The sequence below is a fragment of the Gammaproteobacteria bacterium genome (genome assembly GCA_011682695.1).
Classification (GTDB): domain Bacteria; phylum Actinomycetota; class Acidimicrobiia; order Spongiisociales; family UBA4744; genus BMS3Bbin01.
This window is the reverse complement of the sequence record JAACED010000001.1, coordinates 45728-62806: the sequence shown is the minus strand read 5'-3', so window position 1 is coordinate 62806 and position 17079 is coordinate 45728. Positions and strand designations below refer to the sequence as shown.

Annotated in this window: 19 protein-coding genes; 10 read left to right on the top strand and 9 right to left on the bottom strand. The window is 61.2% G+C overall.

Annotated features, from left to right (window positions below; all coding sequences use genetic code 11):
• The first annotated feature begins 1 nt into the window (after position 1).
• The 4 genes from GWP04_00350 to GWP04_00335 are packed head-to-tail and all read left to right on the top strand — an operon-like array spanning position 2 to position 3048.
• On the top strand, positions 2-805 hold the full coding sequence (locus tag GWP04_00350) for a hypothetical protein (protein ID NIA23999.1): 804 nt from the start codon (positions 2-4) through the stop codon (positions 803-805).
• Positions 806-820: 15 nt separating this feature from the next.
• Entirely contained in the window at positions 821-1432 is a 612-nt protein-coding gene (locus GWP04_00345; GenBank protein ID NIA23998.1) for a hypothetical protein, read from the top strand.
• Between the two features lie 13 nt (positions 1433-1445).
• The gene (locus tag GWP04_00340) at positions 1446-2219 is read left to right on the top strand and encodes an AAA family ATPase (protein NIA23997.1); all 774 of its coding nucleotides are present in this window, start codon (positions 1446-1448) and stop codon (positions 2217-2219) included.
• The gene (locus GWP04_00335; protein NIA23996.1) at positions 2209-3048 is read left to right on the top strand and encodes a ParB/RepB/Spo0J family partition protein; all 840 of its coding nucleotides are present in this window, start codon (positions 2209-2211) and stop codon (positions 3046-3048) included. The genes GWP04_00340 and GWP04_00335 overlap by 11 nt, the downstream gene beginning before the upstream one ends.
• Before the next feature lie 111 nt (positions 3049-3159).
• Here the strand turns inward: GWP04_00335 and GWP04_00330 are convergent, their stop codons facing one another.
• The 7 genes from GWP04_00330 to GWP04_00300 all read right to left on the bottom strand — a co-directional run bounded on the left by GWP04_00330 (position 3160) and on the right by GWP04_00300 (position 8532).
• Entirely contained in the window at positions 3160-4134 is a 975-nt protein-coding gene (locus GWP04_00330) for a hypothetical protein (GenBank protein NIA23995.1), read from the bottom strand.
• Between the two features lie 108 nt (positions 4135-4242).
• Positions 4243-4713, bottom strand: a complete 471-nt coding sequence (gene trxA, locus GWP04_00325; protein ID NIA23994.1) for a thioredoxin — start codon at positions 4711-4713, stop codon at positions 4243-4245.
• Positions 4616-5539 (bottom strand): thioredoxin-disulfide reductase, encoded by a 924-nt coding sequence (gene trxB, locus GWP04_00320; GenBank protein NIA23993.1) that lies wholly within the window; start codon positions 5537-5539, stop codon positions 4616-4618. The genes trxA and trxB overlap by 98 nt, the downstream gene beginning before the upstream one ends.
• A complete protein-coding gene (locus GWP04_00315) occupies positions 5532-5816 on the bottom strand; it encodes a hypothetical protein (GenBank protein NIA23992.1) in 285 nt (94 codons plus the stop codon). Before GWP04_00315 ends, trxB begins: the two co-directional genes overlap by 8 nt.
• Positions 5817-5979: 163 nt before the next feature.
• Entirely contained in the window at positions 5980-6666 is a 687-nt protein-coding gene (locus GWP04_00310; protein NIA23991.1) for a hypothetical protein, read from the bottom strand.
• Positions 6659-7228, bottom strand: a complete 570-nt coding sequence (locus tag GWP04_00305; protein NIA23990.1) for a sigma-70 family RNA polymerase sigma factor — start codon at positions 7226-7228, stop codon at positions 6659-6661. The genes GWP04_00310 and GWP04_00305 overlap by 8 nt, the downstream gene beginning before the upstream one ends.
• On the bottom strand, positions 7225-8532 hold the full coding sequence (locus GWP04_00300; GenBank protein ID NIA23989.1) for a hypothetical protein: 1308 nt from the start codon (positions 8530-8532) through the stop codon (positions 7225-7227). The genes GWP04_00305 and GWP04_00300 overlap by 4 nt, the downstream gene beginning before the upstream one ends.
• Before the next feature lie 238 nt (positions 8533-8770).
• Between GWP04_00300 and GWP04_00295 the strand changes: the two genes are divergently transcribed.
• Entirely contained in the window at positions 8771-9601 is an 831-nt protein-coding gene (locus GWP04_00295; GenBank protein NIA23988.1) for an NAD-dependent epimerase/dehydratase family protein, read from the top strand.
• 8 nt (positions 9602-9609) lie between these two features.
• On the opposite strand, the gene GWP04_00290 is transcribed toward GWP04_00295, so the two are convergent.
• Together GWP04_00290 and GWP04_00285 are read right to left on the bottom strand one after the other, a co-directional pair.
• Complete coding sequence (locus GWP04_00290) at positions 9610-10425, bottom strand: DegV family EDD domain-containing protein (GenBank protein ID NIA23987.1); 816 nt, start codon at positions 10423-10425, stop codon at positions 9610-9612.
• A 20-nt stretch (positions 10426-10445) separates the two neighbouring features.
• Positions 10446-11147 carry a GNAT family N-acetyltransferase gene (locus GWP04_00285; protein ID NIA23986.1) on the bottom strand — a complete coding sequence of 234 codons (702 nt, stop codon included), beginning with the start codon at positions 11145-11147 and terminating at the stop codon, positions 10446-10448.
• Between the two features lie 62 nt (positions 11148-11209).
• Between GWP04_00285 and GWP04_00280 the strand changes: the two genes are divergently transcribed.
• From GWP04_00280 to argJ, 5 genes are all read left to right on the top strand, one after another.
• Entirely contained in the window at positions 11210-12220 is a 1011-nt protein-coding gene (locus GWP04_00280; protein NIA23985.1) for a histone deacetylase, read from the top strand.
• A gap of 74 nt (positions 12221-12294) precedes the next feature.
• Entirely contained in the window at positions 12295-13377 is a 1083-nt protein-coding gene (locus tag GWP04_00275) for a PilT/PilU family type 4a pilus ATPase (GenBank protein NIA23984.1), read from the top strand.
• Positions 13378-13439: 62 nt separating this feature from the next.
• Positions 13440-14831 carry a CCA tRNA nucleotidyltransferase gene (locus GWP04_00270; GenBank protein ID NIA23983.1) on the top strand — a complete coding sequence of 464 codons (1392 nt, stop codon included), beginning with the start codon at positions 13440-13442 and terminating at the stop codon, positions 14829-14831.
• A gap of 38 nt (positions 14832-14869) precedes the next feature.
• Positions 14870-15904 carry an N-acetyl-gamma-glutamyl-phosphate reductase gene (locus GWP04_00265; GenBank protein ID NIA23982.1) on the top strand — a complete coding sequence of 345 codons (1035 nt, stop codon included), beginning with the start codon at positions 14870-14872 and terminating at the stop codon, positions 15902-15904.
• On the top strand, positions 15901-17064 hold the full coding sequence (argJ, locus tag GWP04_00260) for a bifunctional glutamate N-acetyltransferase/amino-acid acetyltransferase ArgJ (GenBank protein ID NIA23981.1): 1164 nt from the start codon (positions 15901-15903) through the stop codon (positions 17062-17064). Before GWP04_00265 ends, argJ begins: the two co-directional genes overlap by 4 nt.
• The last annotated feature ends 15 nt before the right edge of the window (positions 17065-17079 follow it).

The window sequence follows — 17079 nt, the reverse complement described above, 5'->3', positions numbered from 1 at the left end:
CGTGGAATGGGTTGAGGTCAGAGGACCGACGGTCGAACTTGCTGTCCAGGCTGCGGTCGAGGAACTGGGGTTGACTTCCCCTGACCAGGCGAACGTTGAAGTTCTGCAGGACGCCGAGCGCGGATTCCTTGGTCTGGGGCGTAAGGACGCCGTAGTGAGGGTGCAAGCGAAGCCGAAGCGGCGTCGTCGGCGCTCGAAGAACACGAAGCCCGGCGAGCAACGGGCCAAGAAAGCTGAGTCAAAAGGCGAAGGCGGACGCCAGAAACAGCAGAAGAAGCCGCAGAGAGAACAGAAGAAGCCGCAGAGAGAACAGAAGCGGCAGGAACCATCCGGCGAGGAGGGCAAGAAGGTGCGTGAGGAGCAGGCTGAGGTTGTTGGGTCCTTCTTACGTGGATTGCTGGAAGCGTTCGGGCTGGAAGGCGAAGTAACGACAAGGGTCGAGGACGACATCATCTACGCAGATGTGGCTGGAAGTCAGGCAGAGGCATTGATCGGCCCACACGGGTCGGTGTTGCAGGCGGTTCACGAACTCTGCAAGACGGTGATCCAGCGAAAGACGAGGGAGTCCGCCCGAATCCGTCTGGATATTGGTGGTTACCAGGAACGTCGGAAAGAAGCGTTGCGTATCTACGCGCGCCGATTGGCAGAACAGGTGATCGAGGAGCAGTCCGAGATCATGCTCGAACCGATGAACGCGGCCGAGCGTAAAGTGATTCACGACGCCGTTGCGGATATCGAGGGAGTGCAAACGTACTCCGAAGGTGAGGAACCACACCGTTCGGTCGTCCTGTCACCGAAGGACTGAACCCTCGAGTTTCACGTGAAACATGACCCTCAACCGCGAATCAGTGAGTGGTTGGGGGTCGATCTTCGTCCTGAGCAGTGGGAGCTACTGAAGGAATTCGAGCGGTGGCTCACTCAAGAGGCAATTCCGGCGGGGCTCCTCTCCCCCACTGAAGGCGATCGTCTCTGGACCCGCCATATCGTGGACGCCCTGAGTTTTTGTATCGGATGGAGGGATCATCCACCGAAGCGGCTGATCGACGCCGGCTCTGGAGCTGGATTGCCGGGGATCCCGGTCGCAGTGGCGTTTCCTCAAACGGCCGTCACGCTGCTGGATCGGTCGACGAAGCGTGTACGACTGTTGAGAAGGGCAATCCGGGTGCTCGGGTTGGCGAACACCGAGGCGTTGGTCGGGGACGTGCGGGAGCAGCGGGCATGTGAGGCGGTCACCATGCGAGCCGTGCTTGGTCCTTCCGATGCGGTGGAAGTGATGGCGAACGTGCTGATGCCTGGGGGGAAGGCGGTCATCGGGTTGGCACATCGTCGTACCGCAGATCCGCGCTGGCAAGAGCTTGGCGGACGTATCGTGGAAGTCCAGGTCCTTGACCCTTCAGGATGGCTGCTTATCATGCAGCACTGTGGAGACTGACAGACACACATCGATCGTCGCGATCACCAATCAGAAGGGCGGGGTGGGTAAATCCACGACCGCCATCAACCTTGCAGCAACCCTTGCCTTTCAAGGGAAACGCATCTTGGTCGTCGACCTGGATCCGCAAGGAAACGCCACGTCAGGATTTGGTGTAGATCGTGCATCGGTGAGCGTATCCACGTACGACGTCCTGGTCGGCGGCGCCGCAATCGAGGATGCAGTTGAGGGAACGAGCTATCGAGACCTCTTCGTTGTCCCCGCCACGATCGATCTAGCCGGCGCAGAGATCGAGTTGGTTTCGATGTTCTCTAGAGAGCTTCGACTGCAGAACGCACTGCGAGATCTGAATGGGGAGTACGATTTCATACTCATGGATTGCCCGCCGTCGTTGGGCCTTCTTACGGTGAATGCACTCGCCGCAGCAGACGAGGTGCTCATCCCGATCCAGTGTGAGTATTACGCCCTCGAGGGCCTGAGCCAGTTGATGCAGAATATCGAACTGGTCAGTGGAAACCTCAATCCGGACCTGCGAATCGGGGGTGTCGTACTGACGATGTATGACGGAAGGACGAATCTGTCGGCCGATGTCGTTGCGCAGGTGAGAGAGTTTTTCGGAGAAGTTGCCTACCGCACGGTCATTCCCAGGTCGGTCCGACTGTCTGAGGCGCCTTCGTACGGGCAGCCGATCGAAGCCTTTGATCCGATGAGCCGCGGCGCCATTGCCTACCGACAACTTGGGAGAGAGTTCGTGGATCGCCATGAGGGAGGCGAGCATGCCGACTAGAAAGAGCGGCCTTGGTCGCGGCCTGGAAGCGCTGATTCCTAAGGCCGAACGTACGTTCTCAATCATTCCGATCGAGAAGATACGGCCGAATCCGCGCCAACCGAGGGAGAACTTCGACGAAGAGGCACTGGCATCGTTGGCCGCTTCGATTCAGGAGGTGGGGCTGCTCCAACCGATAATCGTGAACGACAACGACGAAGGGGTCTACACGCTGGTGGCCGGAGAGCGTAGGCTCCGCGCCGCCCGGAGAGTCGGTCTCTCCGAGTTGCCCGTCATCATCAGACAAGGAGAGGACGACAAGCTCCTGACGGAAGCGTTGATCGAGAATCTCCAGAGGGAAGACCTCACGGTGCTCGAGGAAGCCGCTGCCTATCAACAGCTACTCGACGACTTCTTATTGACGCACGAAGAGATCGGGAGGAGGGTCGGGAAGTCTCGTTCCGCTGTGACCAATGCTCTGCGTCTACTACAGCTACCCGCATCGATACAAGGGATGCTGGAACGTGGCGAGCTGACCGGAGGTCACGCACGAGCGCTTCTTGGGTTGGAAGATCGGGCATTCTGCGAGCATGTGGCCCACAAGGCGGCGGAGGAAGGCTGGTCGGTTCGACAGGTTGAGGACGCTGTTCGGGTTCGCAATAGGGTGGGGGAGAAATCGAGAAGGGTGAGGGCCGCGCGACCTGCGGCGATCATCGCTCTGGAAGAACGGCTTCAAGATTCGCTCAAGGCTCCGGTCCATATTCGTTACGGAGCAAAGAAAAAGGGAAGGATCTCCATCGAGTTCTCTTCCCTGGATGATTTGGAGAGAATCTTCAAAGATCTTCTCTAGAGGTCCGCGATGAGCGAGCGAGGTCGAAATCCCGATGTTGCCGGCCAAACCCCTCCTGCTGGACCCAGTACCGTCACGTGACGTAATAGGTCGGCTTCCAAGGAGGTGCACTCAGTCGTCGGTGAGATCTCTTGCATGGGAGAAGAATGAGGAGAGTGCTCGCGCCACAGAGACTCCAAGTTCGGCGTCGGGAGAGGGATGACAGATCACCACGGCGGGGGCCCGGGTTTCTTTGAGAAGCGACTGGGCGCGTCCGTTGACAGGCAAGGAGAGCTCAGCGCCGAGATGTGATGCGAGAGCGGCACCTGCCTCGCTGTGACTCTTGGACGAGGCGAAGAAAGTGATGAGAGGGTCTGTACCTGCAGGGAACCGGAAACCAACGATGAGGTCGGCTCCGAGGCGATTGGCGCGTAGGGCTCGGATTCTCTCGGGTGGTCTGGCGTCCGCGCTGCGAGCGAGGAGAGGGATAGCTCCCAGTTCCTGGATGGTCGTTGCGGTTGAGACGGCCGCCTCCCATGTGGCCTGCGCCTCTTCATCCAGCCCACAGGCGGCATCGATGAAGACACGTGCTCCTGCAATCGAGCGGGGGAGACCGCGGAGCCACTCTCGCTCACGGATCGCGTCGCGGCCGGTCTTTCGTGTGGCTTTGGAGACGAGATCGAGTTCGGCGACGATCTCGGGTCCTGCGACACCGTCCTCGGAGAGCCATCGGTTCTGCTGGAATTCGAGTACTGCACGAACCGTGTTCGGACCGAAGATACCGTCGACCTTGCCCGCATCGAAACCGAGAGCATTGAGCCGGCGTTGAAGTTCTGCGACGTCATCGCCTCGGAACATGGGCCGTTTGTTGTAGAGGAGCCGGTCACCGAGCTTGTATCCGGCCTCGTAGAGGGCTCGCCACGTGTCCTGTCCGATGATCCCGTCTGCAGGAAGCCCTCGTTCTGACTGGAAAGAGATGACGGCCAGTCGCGTGGCCTCGCGAAACTCGCCGGGCGGATCGCTGCTGCAAGGAAACCCGAGCGCGCCCAGTCGGATCTGGATGTCGCGAATGGGCGCTCCTGATGAGCCGACACGGTAGAGCCTCATAGCTCTCATCGTTGCAGGTTCACAAACAAGAAGGTACTCGGCAGCGCACCCGGCGTGCCGAGGGAGCCGTCACGCTTGCCCTTGCTGTAACTGGTGCAGAGACAGGCCTTATCTGAGGAATTGTGCGAGCTCGGCCACCATGGCGTGCTTTGGACGGGCACCGACGATTCGTCGCTGTTCTTTTCCCTTGTCGAAGAGAATCATGGTGGGAATACTCATGACGTCGTGGGCTGCGGCCAAGGAAGGGTTCTCATCGACGTTGAGTTTTCCGATGGTGATCTTGCCGGGATACTCACTGGCGATCTCGTCGAGAATCGGTGCAACCATCCGGCATGGGCCGCACCACTCGGCCCAGAAGTCGATCAGGATCGGTGTGTCTGTGTCGATGGCGTCAGCGAAATTGTCGGTCGTGATGGTCAGGGTGTGCTCGGCCAAGAGGGGCCTCCTCAGATCGTGTCGTAGAGCCTGTGGTGGTTCTGGTTCATTGCTGTGCTTCGAGCCATCGGCGAGCGTCGATGGCGGCTCTTGCTCCTGTCCCGGCGGCCGTAATCGCCTGACGGTAGAGAGAATCGGCGACATCCCCGGCCGCAAACACGCCGGCAACGGACGTCTGGGTTGAAGCGGGACCGGTGAGGGACAGATAGCCGACTTCGTCCATCTCGAGCTGTCCTCTGAACAGATCGGTGTTCGGCTTGTGGCCGATGGCGACGAACACGCCACTGATCGGCATCTCGGTTACCGCATCGGTCTTGACGTTGCGGAGGCGTACCGCGGTGACTTCATCCTCACCGAGGACTTCTTCGAGCACCGTATCCCAGATCACGTTGATTTTCGGATGTGCGAGTGCTCGTTGTGTCATGACCGCCGAAGCGCGGAACTGGTCGCGCCGATGCACGATATGGACTGTCGTGGCAAAAGTGGTCAAGAAGAGGGCTTCCTCCATGGCCGTATCTCCTCCACCCACGACGATGATCTCCTGGTCCCGGAAGAAGAAGCCATCACAGGTCGCGCAGGATGAAACACCGCGGCCAAGTAGGCGGTCCTCGCCGGGGATCCCCAGCCACTTGGCCGAAGCCCCTGTGGACACGATGATGGATCGAGCCGAATACGCATCATCACCGATCCACACGTTGAATGGAGAAACACCGAGATCGACTTTCGAAACGTCAGAAGTAATCATGCGCGCACCAAAGCGTTCGGCCTGTTTGCGCATGCGATCCATGAGTTCCGGTCCCAGGAGGCCATCTGGGAAACCGGGGAAGTTCTCGATTTCGGTGGTGAGCATCAGTTGCCCGCCCGCCTGACTGCCTTCAATGACGAGGGGAGTATTGCCACCCCTTGCTGCGTAGAGGGCCGCGGTGAGCCCGGCGGGGCCCGATCCGACGATGATGATTTCTTCAGTCATTGTCTTCCTTGGGTTTGCGCTTCTGCCACACGAACACGCCGGCGATGAGGAATAGTCCACCGAATGCAGCGTAAGCGCCTTCCATGGTCAAAGGGACGGAGACCGCCCGGAAGATTGCCACGACCAGGTAGATGAGAGCGATCACCACCAAGACAAATGCCACCAGACCCGCTGTCGCTATCCGAATGGCCCGGGCGAGCCGATCGACGGTGAGTGAGCGGATCTTTGTGGCAACAGTCTCGAGGAGGTCCGCGAAGCGAGTAGCCATGTCGTTCATAGAGCTATTCAGGATAGCCGCACACCTAAGACAATCTGTGTGGAGTTCGGAGTCGCCAACGGGGTGGTGAGCCACGGTCGGCGAGCTCCGAATTCGTAGATGGTGTGACAGTTCCCATGACCCGGCAGCTCGGGTGAGTCTCGATCGAGTCGATCGGACCCCGTTACTGGGCTGGAATTCGTTGGAGCAGGTCGCAGGTTTCAGCGTCGAATACGAGGGCGGTTCTTGGATAGACGTAGAGCAGGGCGGCGCGGCCTTCGATCATGACGTCGGCAACGGCGACGGGGGGCCGAGTCGCTTCCTGCAACGCTTCCGGGTCGCACGCATACTCCTCGAGAGTGGAAGAATCAGGGAGGGAACGAAGCTGCCCGGCGAGTGCGGGCAGGTCTGGGGTGAATCCCGCCGGTGCGGGGGCAGCGGAGAAATCACGAGCGCTCTCCTGCTGGGGGACGGAGTCTTCGCTGCTCTTGGCGGTGGCGGAGGTGGTCGAGTCCATGGCCGCAGGAGCGAGCGTCTCGATATTGACGTCACCTCCGCGACCGAGCAATGAAGCGACACCCAGCACCATCACGAGAGCTGCTGCCGCGGCAAAGGCAGGGACGAGGCGCATCCAACGTGTTGGCTTGGGCGCAGTGACCTGACGGATGGCTCGGTGAAGTGATGCCCGTTCGAGTTCTGTCATTGCCGGCTTCGGAGCCTGACCCATGAAGGTGAGCGCCAAGCGGTGATCCTCGAGGTCGCGAGAGCAACGTTCGCAGGAGGCAATGGCCGCTTCGGCAGCAGCGAGTTCGCTCTCGGTGAGCCGTTCTTCGGCAACGGCTGCGATGCGTTCGATGTCGTGATCATGCATGGTCATCGTCCTTTTGATGCACGGAGACATCGCGAAAGTTCCGGAGTGTTGCGGCGAGAAGTTTCCTGCCGCGGTGGACGCGCGATTTCACCGTACCGATGGGCACGTCGAGGATTTGCGCAACTTCCTCGAAAGGAAGGTCCTCGAGGTCGACAAGCATGACCGCGGCGCGAAACTCCGGTTGCAGTGAGGTAAGCGCCTCGATGAGGTCGGGACGGAGTTCGGCAGAGGTGAGAGCGTCCTGTGATGCCAGGTCAGGCGGATCTGAGGATTCCGGCATAGGGACCGTACGCCTACGTTTGGCCTTGCGAAGACGGTCGTAGCAGGTGTTCATTGCCACTCGGTACAGCCACGTTGCGAACGTTGAGCGACCTGAGAACTGATGGGCTTTTCGGAAGACGGTGAGGAAGGTCTGCTGGGTGGCATCGAGGGCGTCCTCTCGGTTGCCGAGCATGCGGAAACCGAGTCCGAAGACACGATCCTCATGGCGCAGCATCAGCTCGTCGAAGGCACGACGGTCTCCGGCCAAGAAGCGGTCCAGGAGTACTTGATCACTGCTCATGAGCTGAATTCGATTTCGCCGATCGATGTGAAGTAGCCGTCGTCCTGTTGGGGAAGATCGGTCAGCCAGAGCAACCAGAAACCTCCGTCGCGACGCGGGAGCTGCAAAGAGATACTTCCTCCGGCGACGGTCCCTCCGGCGATCCGAGCCCAGCCGGCGAATTCGGCCGGCATCTCCTGTGCCCACAGCAAACTGTAGGTGGTGCCGTTACTCATCGCCTTGGCTCGGAACGTCGTCGGAGTGCCCGTGACCGCGAAGACGATCCCAACACCCTGTTTGATGAGCGGCAGAGGATCGTAGTAGCGCTCGGTCCTCCATGACGTCGTGATGTCTCCATCGGTGAGAAGGGGGAGCTTGGCGTCGTGTTCGGCGTTGTCCCCGTATGGATCGAGCACCATGGTTTCGCCGATCGAGACGGCCGAGGTCGATCGGGGAGCGGTCGTCGAGGTCGTGGTCATCGGGGGAAGAATCGTGGCAGGCGTGGTCGATGTCGGCGGTCGTGCAGGGAACAAGGCGGGTGAATCGGATCCAGAGGAGAGGAGAAGGCCGAGGGTGACGAGACCGGCGGCCAGGACGAGCAACAGGAAGGCGGGAGTCAGCCAGCGCCACGTCCAGCCGGAGGAACGTTCAGGAGCCTTTGGTGCATTGGGTGCGGCCTGAAGTGCCTCGGCGAGCCCCCGAGCATCGAGATCACCCGATCGTGCCTCGGCGAGCGCCTCGTCCACCGTTACAGAGATTCCATCGACGAGTTGTGATGGTGCTGTGAATGTGCCCGGGTCACCGGTCAAGCAGATCTGAAGCGTGTCGGCCAGCGCTGTGACGTCGGAAGCGGCGTCGGTCGAGGTGGGGAGTCGTCCGAAAGCCCCAAGTTTGGCGGGATGTGCCTTCGAGAATCTGATGGCGGAAGGGTCGATCATCCCGTGCAGCACCGAAGCTTGATGCATTGCCGCCAGCGCACCGGCGAGGCCGGCGGCGTTGGTGATGAACTCCTCTGGAGTCATGGTCTCGCCGCCGCTGAGACGGTCCTGCATGGTGATGCCGCCGGTCCACTCGGTCACGGAGTAGGCACCTCCCTCGACCTGCGCGGCCGAATACACGTTCGCGAGATGCATGTGCGATACGCCCGCCACACCCTGCAACGATGTGACGAACTGCTCTCTGCGCCGGGATGTGGTCTCTGGGCCAAGAGCTCGAATGAGAACCGGTCGATCGAGCAGCGTGTCGGTGGCCAGCCACTCCTCGACATCGCCGTCACGCCCGAGCCTCTGCTCGAGCCGATAACGATCTGGAAGCGGCGGTGGCATGTCGCCTCCTCCTGTAGAAACCCTGCGAACGAACACTACATGCAGGGGGAGCCCATGTAAGGATCCCCCCGAGGGTGGCGTACACCTGCGGCGGGGCCGTCACGCCTGAGGCGTTACGCTCGCCCCGTGGTCTTGGGCCGATGGTGCGTGGCGGTACCAGGTACTCGGTACTCGGTTCCGCGAGCAAGACGAGCCTCCTAGTGTCGGGTGTGCAGTCGGATCGAGAGAGGATGCCCGCATGAAGATCGTGGTTACGGGCGGGAGTGGGAAGGCGGGCGTGCACGTCGTCCAGGACTTGCTCGATCATGGTCACGAGGTCCTCAATGTGGACCAGGGAGCATCTCTGGATCCGGACGCACCCACCCTGGTTGCCGACTTGACCGATCTTGGCCAGACCATGGAGGCCCTGGAGGGCGCAGACGCCATTGTCCACTTGGCCGCGATTCCGGCTCCGAACATCCTTCCGGATGGAGAGACCTTTCGCGTGAACACGATGAGCACCTACAACGTGTTCTCGGCCTCGGCGATGTGGGGCGTGCAGCGTGTCGTGTGGGCATCGAGTGAAACACTCATCGGCATACCATTCGAACGAGAGAAGCCGAGATATGCACCAATCGACGAGCAGCACCCGCGGTTGCCGGAGTTTCACTATGCGCTGGCAAAACTGGTCGGTGAAGAGATGGCCGTTCAATTCAACCGGTGGTCGGGCATACCGTATGTGGCGCTTCGTTACTCGAACGTAATGGTCGAATCCGACTACGAACGGTTTCCCGGGTTCTGGGAGGATCCGCGGCTTCGTGCCTGGAATCTGTGGGGATACGTGGATGCACGCGACGTTGCCCAGGCGACACGCCTGGCGTTGGAATCCGAGATTGCGGGAGCGGAGGCATTCCTGGTCGCGGCGGCGGATACGTGCATGAACCGACCGAGCCGGACGCTGATGAATGCCGTGTATCCCGACGTGCCGCTGACGCGCCCGGTCGAAGGGTTCGAGACGCTGCTGTCGATTGACAAGGCCCGGTCAGTTCTGGGATACGAACCGCGACATTCATGGCGATCCTACGTGTAGGGAATTACTCAGCGGACGCGATACGCGGCTCCGATGGTCCCAGGTCCGGTGTGTGCTCCGATGACCGGGCCGATCTCTGCGATTGAGATACGGCAGGAGGTCTCCAATCGAGCGGCGAGACGCTGGGCTTCCTCTTTGGCATCGGCGTGGATGATCGCCACTTCTTCGAGCCTTGGACCAATGTCGACGATTCGAGCTGCAACTGCCGCCAGGGCCTTTGAACGTGTTCGCACCCTGCCGGCAGGAACCACGATTCCTTCGGCGAGTTCGATCATCGGTTTGATCTGGAGCGCTGTCCCGAAGAAGGCCACAGCAGCCCCGATGCGGCCTCCGCGGCGGAGGAACTCGAGCGTATCAAGTACGGCGAAGGCCTTTGTCTTTGGCACGGCATCCCGGGCTGCGTCGGCCACCTGGTCGAGATCGGCACCACTCGCGGCGGCGCGAGCGGCCTCGAGTACCTGGAATCCGAGGGCAGTCGTGGCGTTCTGGGAATCGATGACCTTGACCGGTATGGACCTCACCTGTTCTGAAGCCACCCGCGCCGCCTGATGGGTGGCGGAGAGCCGTGACGAGAGACTGATGACGACGATCCCGTCGGCATTGTGGGAGGCGAGGCGCTCGAAGGTTTCGAGGAACTGGCCGGCACTTGGAGCGGAGGTCTCCGGCAAGGATTCGGCGGAACGCACCCGATGCCAGAACGAGGGGGTGGAGAGTTCGATGCGATCCAGGAAGGTCTCCTCACCGAATCTGATGGTGAGAGGCACGATTTCGATATCGTGCGCGGCGATGATCTCTTCCGGGAGGTCGCAGGCGGAGTCGGTCACGACGCGGATCATGTGGTTTGTCAGCCCTTTCGAAGGATATCGAGGTGGTCGTCGAGCTGGAAGAACCCTTCGTCGACGTAGAGACCGGAAGCGGTGTCGTTGTTCGGCAGAGTATTGAGCAGCATCTCCCTCGCTCCATGGCGGTGAGCCCACTGCATGGAAGCTCGAACGAGCGAACGGCCCAGGCCACGGCCTTGCGCATCGGGGGTTACGGCGATTCGCTGGAGGTATCCGGCGACCGACCCGACACCGACGATGGAGAATCCGAGCAGATCCGGAGCGCGAGCCGTCAGCAACACAGAGCGGGGGGCGGCCGTGAATGCTTCTCGAAGGCCGGCGGCGTCCAGACGCCAGAACGGCTCGAATGAGCTTCGATCGACTCGCTCTACCGCATCCCAGTCTTGTGCTCGTTCCGCATCGACGGTGATACCGGGATCAGGAAGATCTCCCGTGAGCTCTCTGGCGAACACGTCGAGACGCTCGAACGGTCGGTACCCCGCTTCTTTCCACAAGCGAGTCGCGGATGACGGCAGCGGCGACGAAGCGACCGAGGGAACTCCCATCGCACGGAGATGATCGGCACACTCCGAGAGGAAGTCCGCCGTGCCGCGTATCAGCGTGAGGTGAGCGTCCGGGACATCCCTGTTCCACGGTCGAGCAATGGATTTCGACAGTCCATGGCGCAAGACGATGCTTCCGGGCCATTCACCAGTATGTCGCATCACGGTTCCCGGCCATGGGCGAATCGTACTGTGATCGTCATTGCGTCTGCCAGAGTAGGGGCATGCGAGTGTTGCTGGTCACCCACGAGGCGATGCTTCGGCACGATACGGGGCCATGGCATCCCGAACGGTCGGAGCGGCTGGCAGCGGTCATTCGGGGTGTGCAGGCGGGCCATCTGGAAGTCGTAGGAATCGATTCGCCGATGATCGACCCCGTTGCGCTTCGTACCGTGCACCGACCCGACTACATCGAGATGGTGCGGAGAGCCTCGATGGAGGGCCGGGTGGAGTTGGATCCGGATACGCCGGCAGGGCCGGGCAGTTGGGAGGCGGCATTGCGAGCTGCCGGGTCGGGTCCTGCCGCCGTGGAGCTGTTGCGTGCAGGGAGTGCGGAGGTGGCGTTCCTTGCCATCCGACCGCCGGGGCATCACGCGCTTGCAGACAGAGCAATGGGATTCTGCCTGTTCAACAACATCGCAATCACCGCCCGCATGCTTGCCGACGAAGGAGAGCGCGTCGCAATCGTTGACTGGGACATTCATCACGGAAACGCCACACAGGACACCTTCTTGATGGACCCGGCAGTCCTGTATGTGTCGTTGCATCAGTTCCCGTTCTACCCGGGGACCGGATGGGTCGAAGAGGTCGGTATCGGCCCCGGAGCCGGGAGGACGGTGAACTTGTCGGTGCCCGTAAACACGGCAGGAGATTTCTACTCCGAAGCCTTTGCACGGGCCGTGATTCCGATCCTCGAACAATTCGAGCCCGATTGGATCCTGGTCAGCGCCGGCTACGACGGCCATAGCGAGGATCCGATAGCGGAGGCATCACTGCTCGAGAGCGACTACCAGATGATGGCGTCGGCGGTACGCGTAACGGTCCCCGATCGACGGTTGATCCTGTTCTTGGAAGGTGGTTACAACCTCGCAGCGATGGAACGGTCTGTGACGGCAACCATCGCCGGGATTGCCGGGGAGCCCATTCCTTCGAGGACAGGGCTGCAATCACCAGAGGGAGCATGGAGGATTCTCGACCTGCTCATGGAAGCGCAGCGGCCGTACTGGAAGTTCTGACGGCCACCCCAAGGGGGTCAAGGAACTCGGAGCGCGGCCGATAATTTGAAGGTGCGTGATTCGAGGAAGTGAGCATGACCGTACCGATCGATGAGTTGTTGGCGAGAATGCAGGAAGTGGACGCATCCGACCTTCATCTGAAGGTCGGATCTCCCCCAGTGATGCGCATCGATGGAGAGTTGCACCCCACGAGTCTGCCGACCCTGACTCCTTCGGACACGGAAGCCTTCGCAGAGGCGGTGTTCAGCGACCGGGCCGCAGAGGAGTTTCGAGCTTCAGGGGAAGCCGACTTCGCATACGGGAAGTCGAGCCTCGGGAGGTTCAGGGTCAACGTGTACCGGCAGCGCGGATCGGTCTCGATCGTCATTCGCAGGGTGCTATCGGAGTGTCCCGGCTTCGAAGAACTCGGACTGCCACCCGTGTTGGAGAAGCTTGCCTCGGAACCTCGAGGACTGGTGTTGGTGACGGGACCGACCGGCTCCGGAAAGACGACGACGCTGGCGGCAATGATCGATCACATCAACTCGACGAAGCGGGTCAATATCCTGACCATCGAAGATCCTATCGAAGTGTTGCACTCCGACAAGCTGGGCATGGTCTCCCAACGTGAGATCGGTGTGGATACCGAGGACTTTGCAGAGGCGCTCAAGCGCGTTCTGCGGCAAGATCCCGACATCATCATGATCGGTGAGATGAGAGATGCAGAAACGGTTCGTGCGGCGCTGAAGGCCGCAGAAACCGGACATCTCGTGCTCTCGTCGCTGCATACGATCGACGCGACGGAGACGATCAGTCGCATCGTCGATTTCTTTCCCCCGTACCAGCAGAAACAGATACGACTGCTCATCGCGGGAACGTTGCGTGGAGTTGTCAGCATGCGTCTCCTCGACCGGGCCGACGGTCACGGGCGAGTCCCTGCGGTCGAGGTGTTGACGATGAACGCTCGCGTCTTCGATCGCATCGTCGACGCGAAGAGCACGCACACGCTCGCCGACGTGATTAGAGAAGGCGACTTCTATGGCATGCAATCGTTCGACCAGGCAATCCTCGAGCTGTACAAGAAGGACATGATCAGCTTCCAGGAAGCGATCGATTCTGCGAGCAACCCACACGATTTCCGTGTGCAAACCGAACAGTTGGGTCTCATCCGGGCGTAACGATGGAGTAGGGGAGCAATACGGGGGCGGCCATCGGCCGCCCCCGGCCTATCCTGCAGGCGATGATTCCGGAACGTCTCAGCGGGTTCCTCGACGCAGATCGAACTCCCCACCAAATCTCGCAGCGCTTCATCGATGCGGGGTTCCGCCTCTATCTTGTCGGAGGATCGGTACGCGACCTGTTACTCGGACGCGAACACAGTGATCTCGATTTCGCCACCGACGCTCGACCGGAGCAAATCCTCGAAGTGGTGACAGGCTGGGCGGACTCGACTTTCACTGTCGGGGAGGCATTCGGGACCGTTGGCGTGATCAAGGGGGGCGTGACCCATGAGATCACCACATTTCGCAGGGAGGTATACCGGGACAAGAGCCGCAAACCGAGGGTGGAGTTCTCCGACGACCTCGAGACGGACCTCTCCCGGCGAGATTTCACGGTCAACGCCGTCGCCCTCAGACTGCTGCCCCATCCGGAGATGATCGACCCGTATGGAGGTCTCACCGACCTTCACCGGGGGATTCTGCGGACACCGATGGGACCGGAGATCTCCTTCTCGGATGATCCGTTGCGAATGCTGCGGCTGTTCAGGTTCATGGCCACACTTGGATTCGAACCTTCCGAGAGCGCTCTCAAAGCCGTCACCCAGATGCACGGAAGAATGGCGATCATCTCTGCCGAACGGATCCGTGACGAACTCTCACGACTCCTCCTCGCTCCGCAGCCCGGAGCCGCACTCGCAGCAATGGTGACCAGTGGCCTCGCCGGGGAGTTCCTGCCGGAGGTCGCTGCCCTCGCGGTGGCGAGAGATCCCCTTCATCGCCACAAGGACGTCCTTGCCCACACGCTCGCCGTCGTCGACAAATGCGAACCGAAGCTGGAACTCAGGCTCGCCGCACTGTTGCACGACGTCGGCAAGCCACAAACGAGGGAGTTCCGCGACGGTGGTGTGACGTTTCATCACCACGAGGTCGTCGGCGCCAGAATGGCGAGAGATCGCATGCAGGAATTGCGGTTCAAGAAGAGCGAGGTCGAGAACGTCTCGCGTCTGGTCTTTCTTCACCTGCGGCCACACACGTTCAAAATGGGATGGACGGACTCGGCGGTGCGTAGGTACGTTCGGGACGCAGGGCCTCTGCTGGAGGATCTCAACCAGTTGGTGCGATGCGACATCACCACACGCAACGCTGCCAGAGCGAGGGCCATTCAGAACCGTATCGACGAACTCGAAGAGCGCATAGCGGAGCTTCGCAAGAAGGAGGAACTCGACGCACTCAGACCGCCGATCGACGGGAACGATGTCATGCGCTTCTTGGGAATACCACCGGGGCCGGCCGTTGGCGAGGCGATACGCATGCTCACCGAGTATCGGATCGAGCACGGTCCCTACTCCGAGGAAGAGGCGTACCGGTTGGTGGAAGAGTGGTGGGCCGAGAGGGACTCGGCCCAGGATTGATTGCATAATGATACATACATGCGTATAGTCCTGTGCTTATGTCGGGCCCGACCATCTCCGTGGCGATTCTTGGGGCCTCCGGATACGGAGGTGGTGAACTGGTGCGTCTCCTCGACACCCACCCGAGTTTCGAAGTCGTCTATCTCGGCGCTCACACCCAGGCCGGGAGCAGACTTGGGGAAGTGCAGCCACACCTCGTAGGCCGGGACCGCATACTGGGCCCGATCGACCCTGCAGCCGTCCCCGAGGCGGATCTGGCATTCCTGGCCCTGCCACACGGCGCCTCGGCCGATCCCGGACTGGAGCTTGCAGAACGGGGAATGAGGGTCGTTGATCTCGGGAGTGATTTCCGTATGGACACCGGGGAACGGTACGCGCTGGCCTACGGATCCCGGCATCCTGTTCCCGAGTCTCTCCCTGCGTGGACCTACGGCCTGCCGGAACTCTTCGACGTCAGGGGATCGGATCTGGTGGCAGCTCCCGGGTGTTATCCGACCGCCACACTCATCGGGCTGGCGCCGCTGGTGCGCCATGGTCTCGTCGCGTCGACTGGGATCGTGGTGAATGCTCTTTCCGGCGTGTCGGGTGCAGGTCGATCACTTCGATCGGACCTACTGTTCGGGGCGGTCGACGAAGGAGTGCGAGCCTACGGCGTAGCTCAGCATCGCCATAGGCCGGAGATAGAGATGGGGCTGGAATTGGCGGCGGCAATGCCGGTGAAGGTGACGTTCACACCCCATCTGGTGCCGATGCAACGGGGCATTCTCGCAACTTGCACCGTTCCTCTGGCGCGGGCGCAGTCTCGGGAGGATCTTCTCGATGGACTCGAAGAGGCCTATCGGGAAGCGGTGTTCGTCGATGTCGTGCACGAAGCCCCCCAGACGCGTTGGGTCGTCGGATCGAACAGGGCCATGGTCACCGCCTATGTCGATGAACATACGGGTCAGGCGGTGGTGCTATCGGTGATCGACAACCTTCTCAAGGGTGCTGCAGGACAAGCAGTGCAGGCGGCGAACCTGATGTTCGGTCTTCCCGAAGCCGCGGGACTACCACGAGCAGGATGGATGCCGTGAGTGGCGTTACCGTGCCGGTTGGCTTCAGTGCCGGAGGGATCGCTGTCGGCATCAAAGGAAACGGCGATCGCGATCTGGCCATCGTGATGGCAGAATCTGCCGTTCCCGCTGCAGCGGTCTTCACGAAGTCGCGAACGGCGGCACCTCCGGTCGTCCTCGCGAGACGCCGCATCGCAGATGGCCGACTCCGCGCCGTTCTATTGAACTCGGGATGTGCGAATGCGGCCACCGGCACGGCGGGGATGGAGGCTGCGCTCGCCACGACTCGGGCTGCCGCCGAGGCTCTCGATTGCAGCCCGGAAGACGTGATGCCGTGCTCGACGGGACCGATCGGATCGCATCTACCCGTCGAACGCGTGCGTGACGGTATCGGGCGTCTCTTCACGACGAGTGGCAGCAGCAATCGGCACGCCGACTTCGCAGCGGAGGCGATCATGACCACGGACACGGTCTCCAAGCAGACGGTGCGTCATGGTGGGGGATACGTCATCGGGGGGATGGCGAAGGGTGCCGGCATGCTTCGCCCTGATATGGCGACCATGCTCGCCGTGTTGACAACCGATGCGGAGGTCGATGCCGCGACGCTCGGGACGGTTCTGCGCGAGGCTGTCGACGTTTCGTTCAATTCGGTCAACATCGACGGCTGTACGTCGACCAATGACACCGTGGTCGTCCTTGCCTCGGGGGCGAGCGGACGGCGACCGAGCAGGGAAGCATTCGCCGATGTTCTGACGAGCGCATGCAAGGACTTGGCGTTGAAGATCGCACAGGACGCGGAAGGCGCATCGAAGGTCGTGACGATCAGAATCTCGGGAGCGGTCGCCGATGCCGACGCTCGCAGCGCGGGGATGACGATCGCGGACAGCGCTCTTGTGAGGGCTTCGTTCTACGGCGGCGACCCGAACTGGGGCCGTATCGTCGCCGCTCTCGGAGTGTCGGACGCAGCATTCGACCCGGAGCATGTCGAAGTCCGGTTTGGCGAGTATCTGGTCGCGAGCGCGGGCATGGGCGTTCCTTTCGACGAGGAATCGCTCGTACGCGCCCTGGTCGTCGGCGACTTCACCGTTTCCGTACGGATTGGGGATGGCCCAGGGAAGGCCGAAGTGCTGACTACGGATCTGACGCCGGAATATGTGCAGCTCAACGGGGAGCGGTCCTGATGGCGACGGGTCACA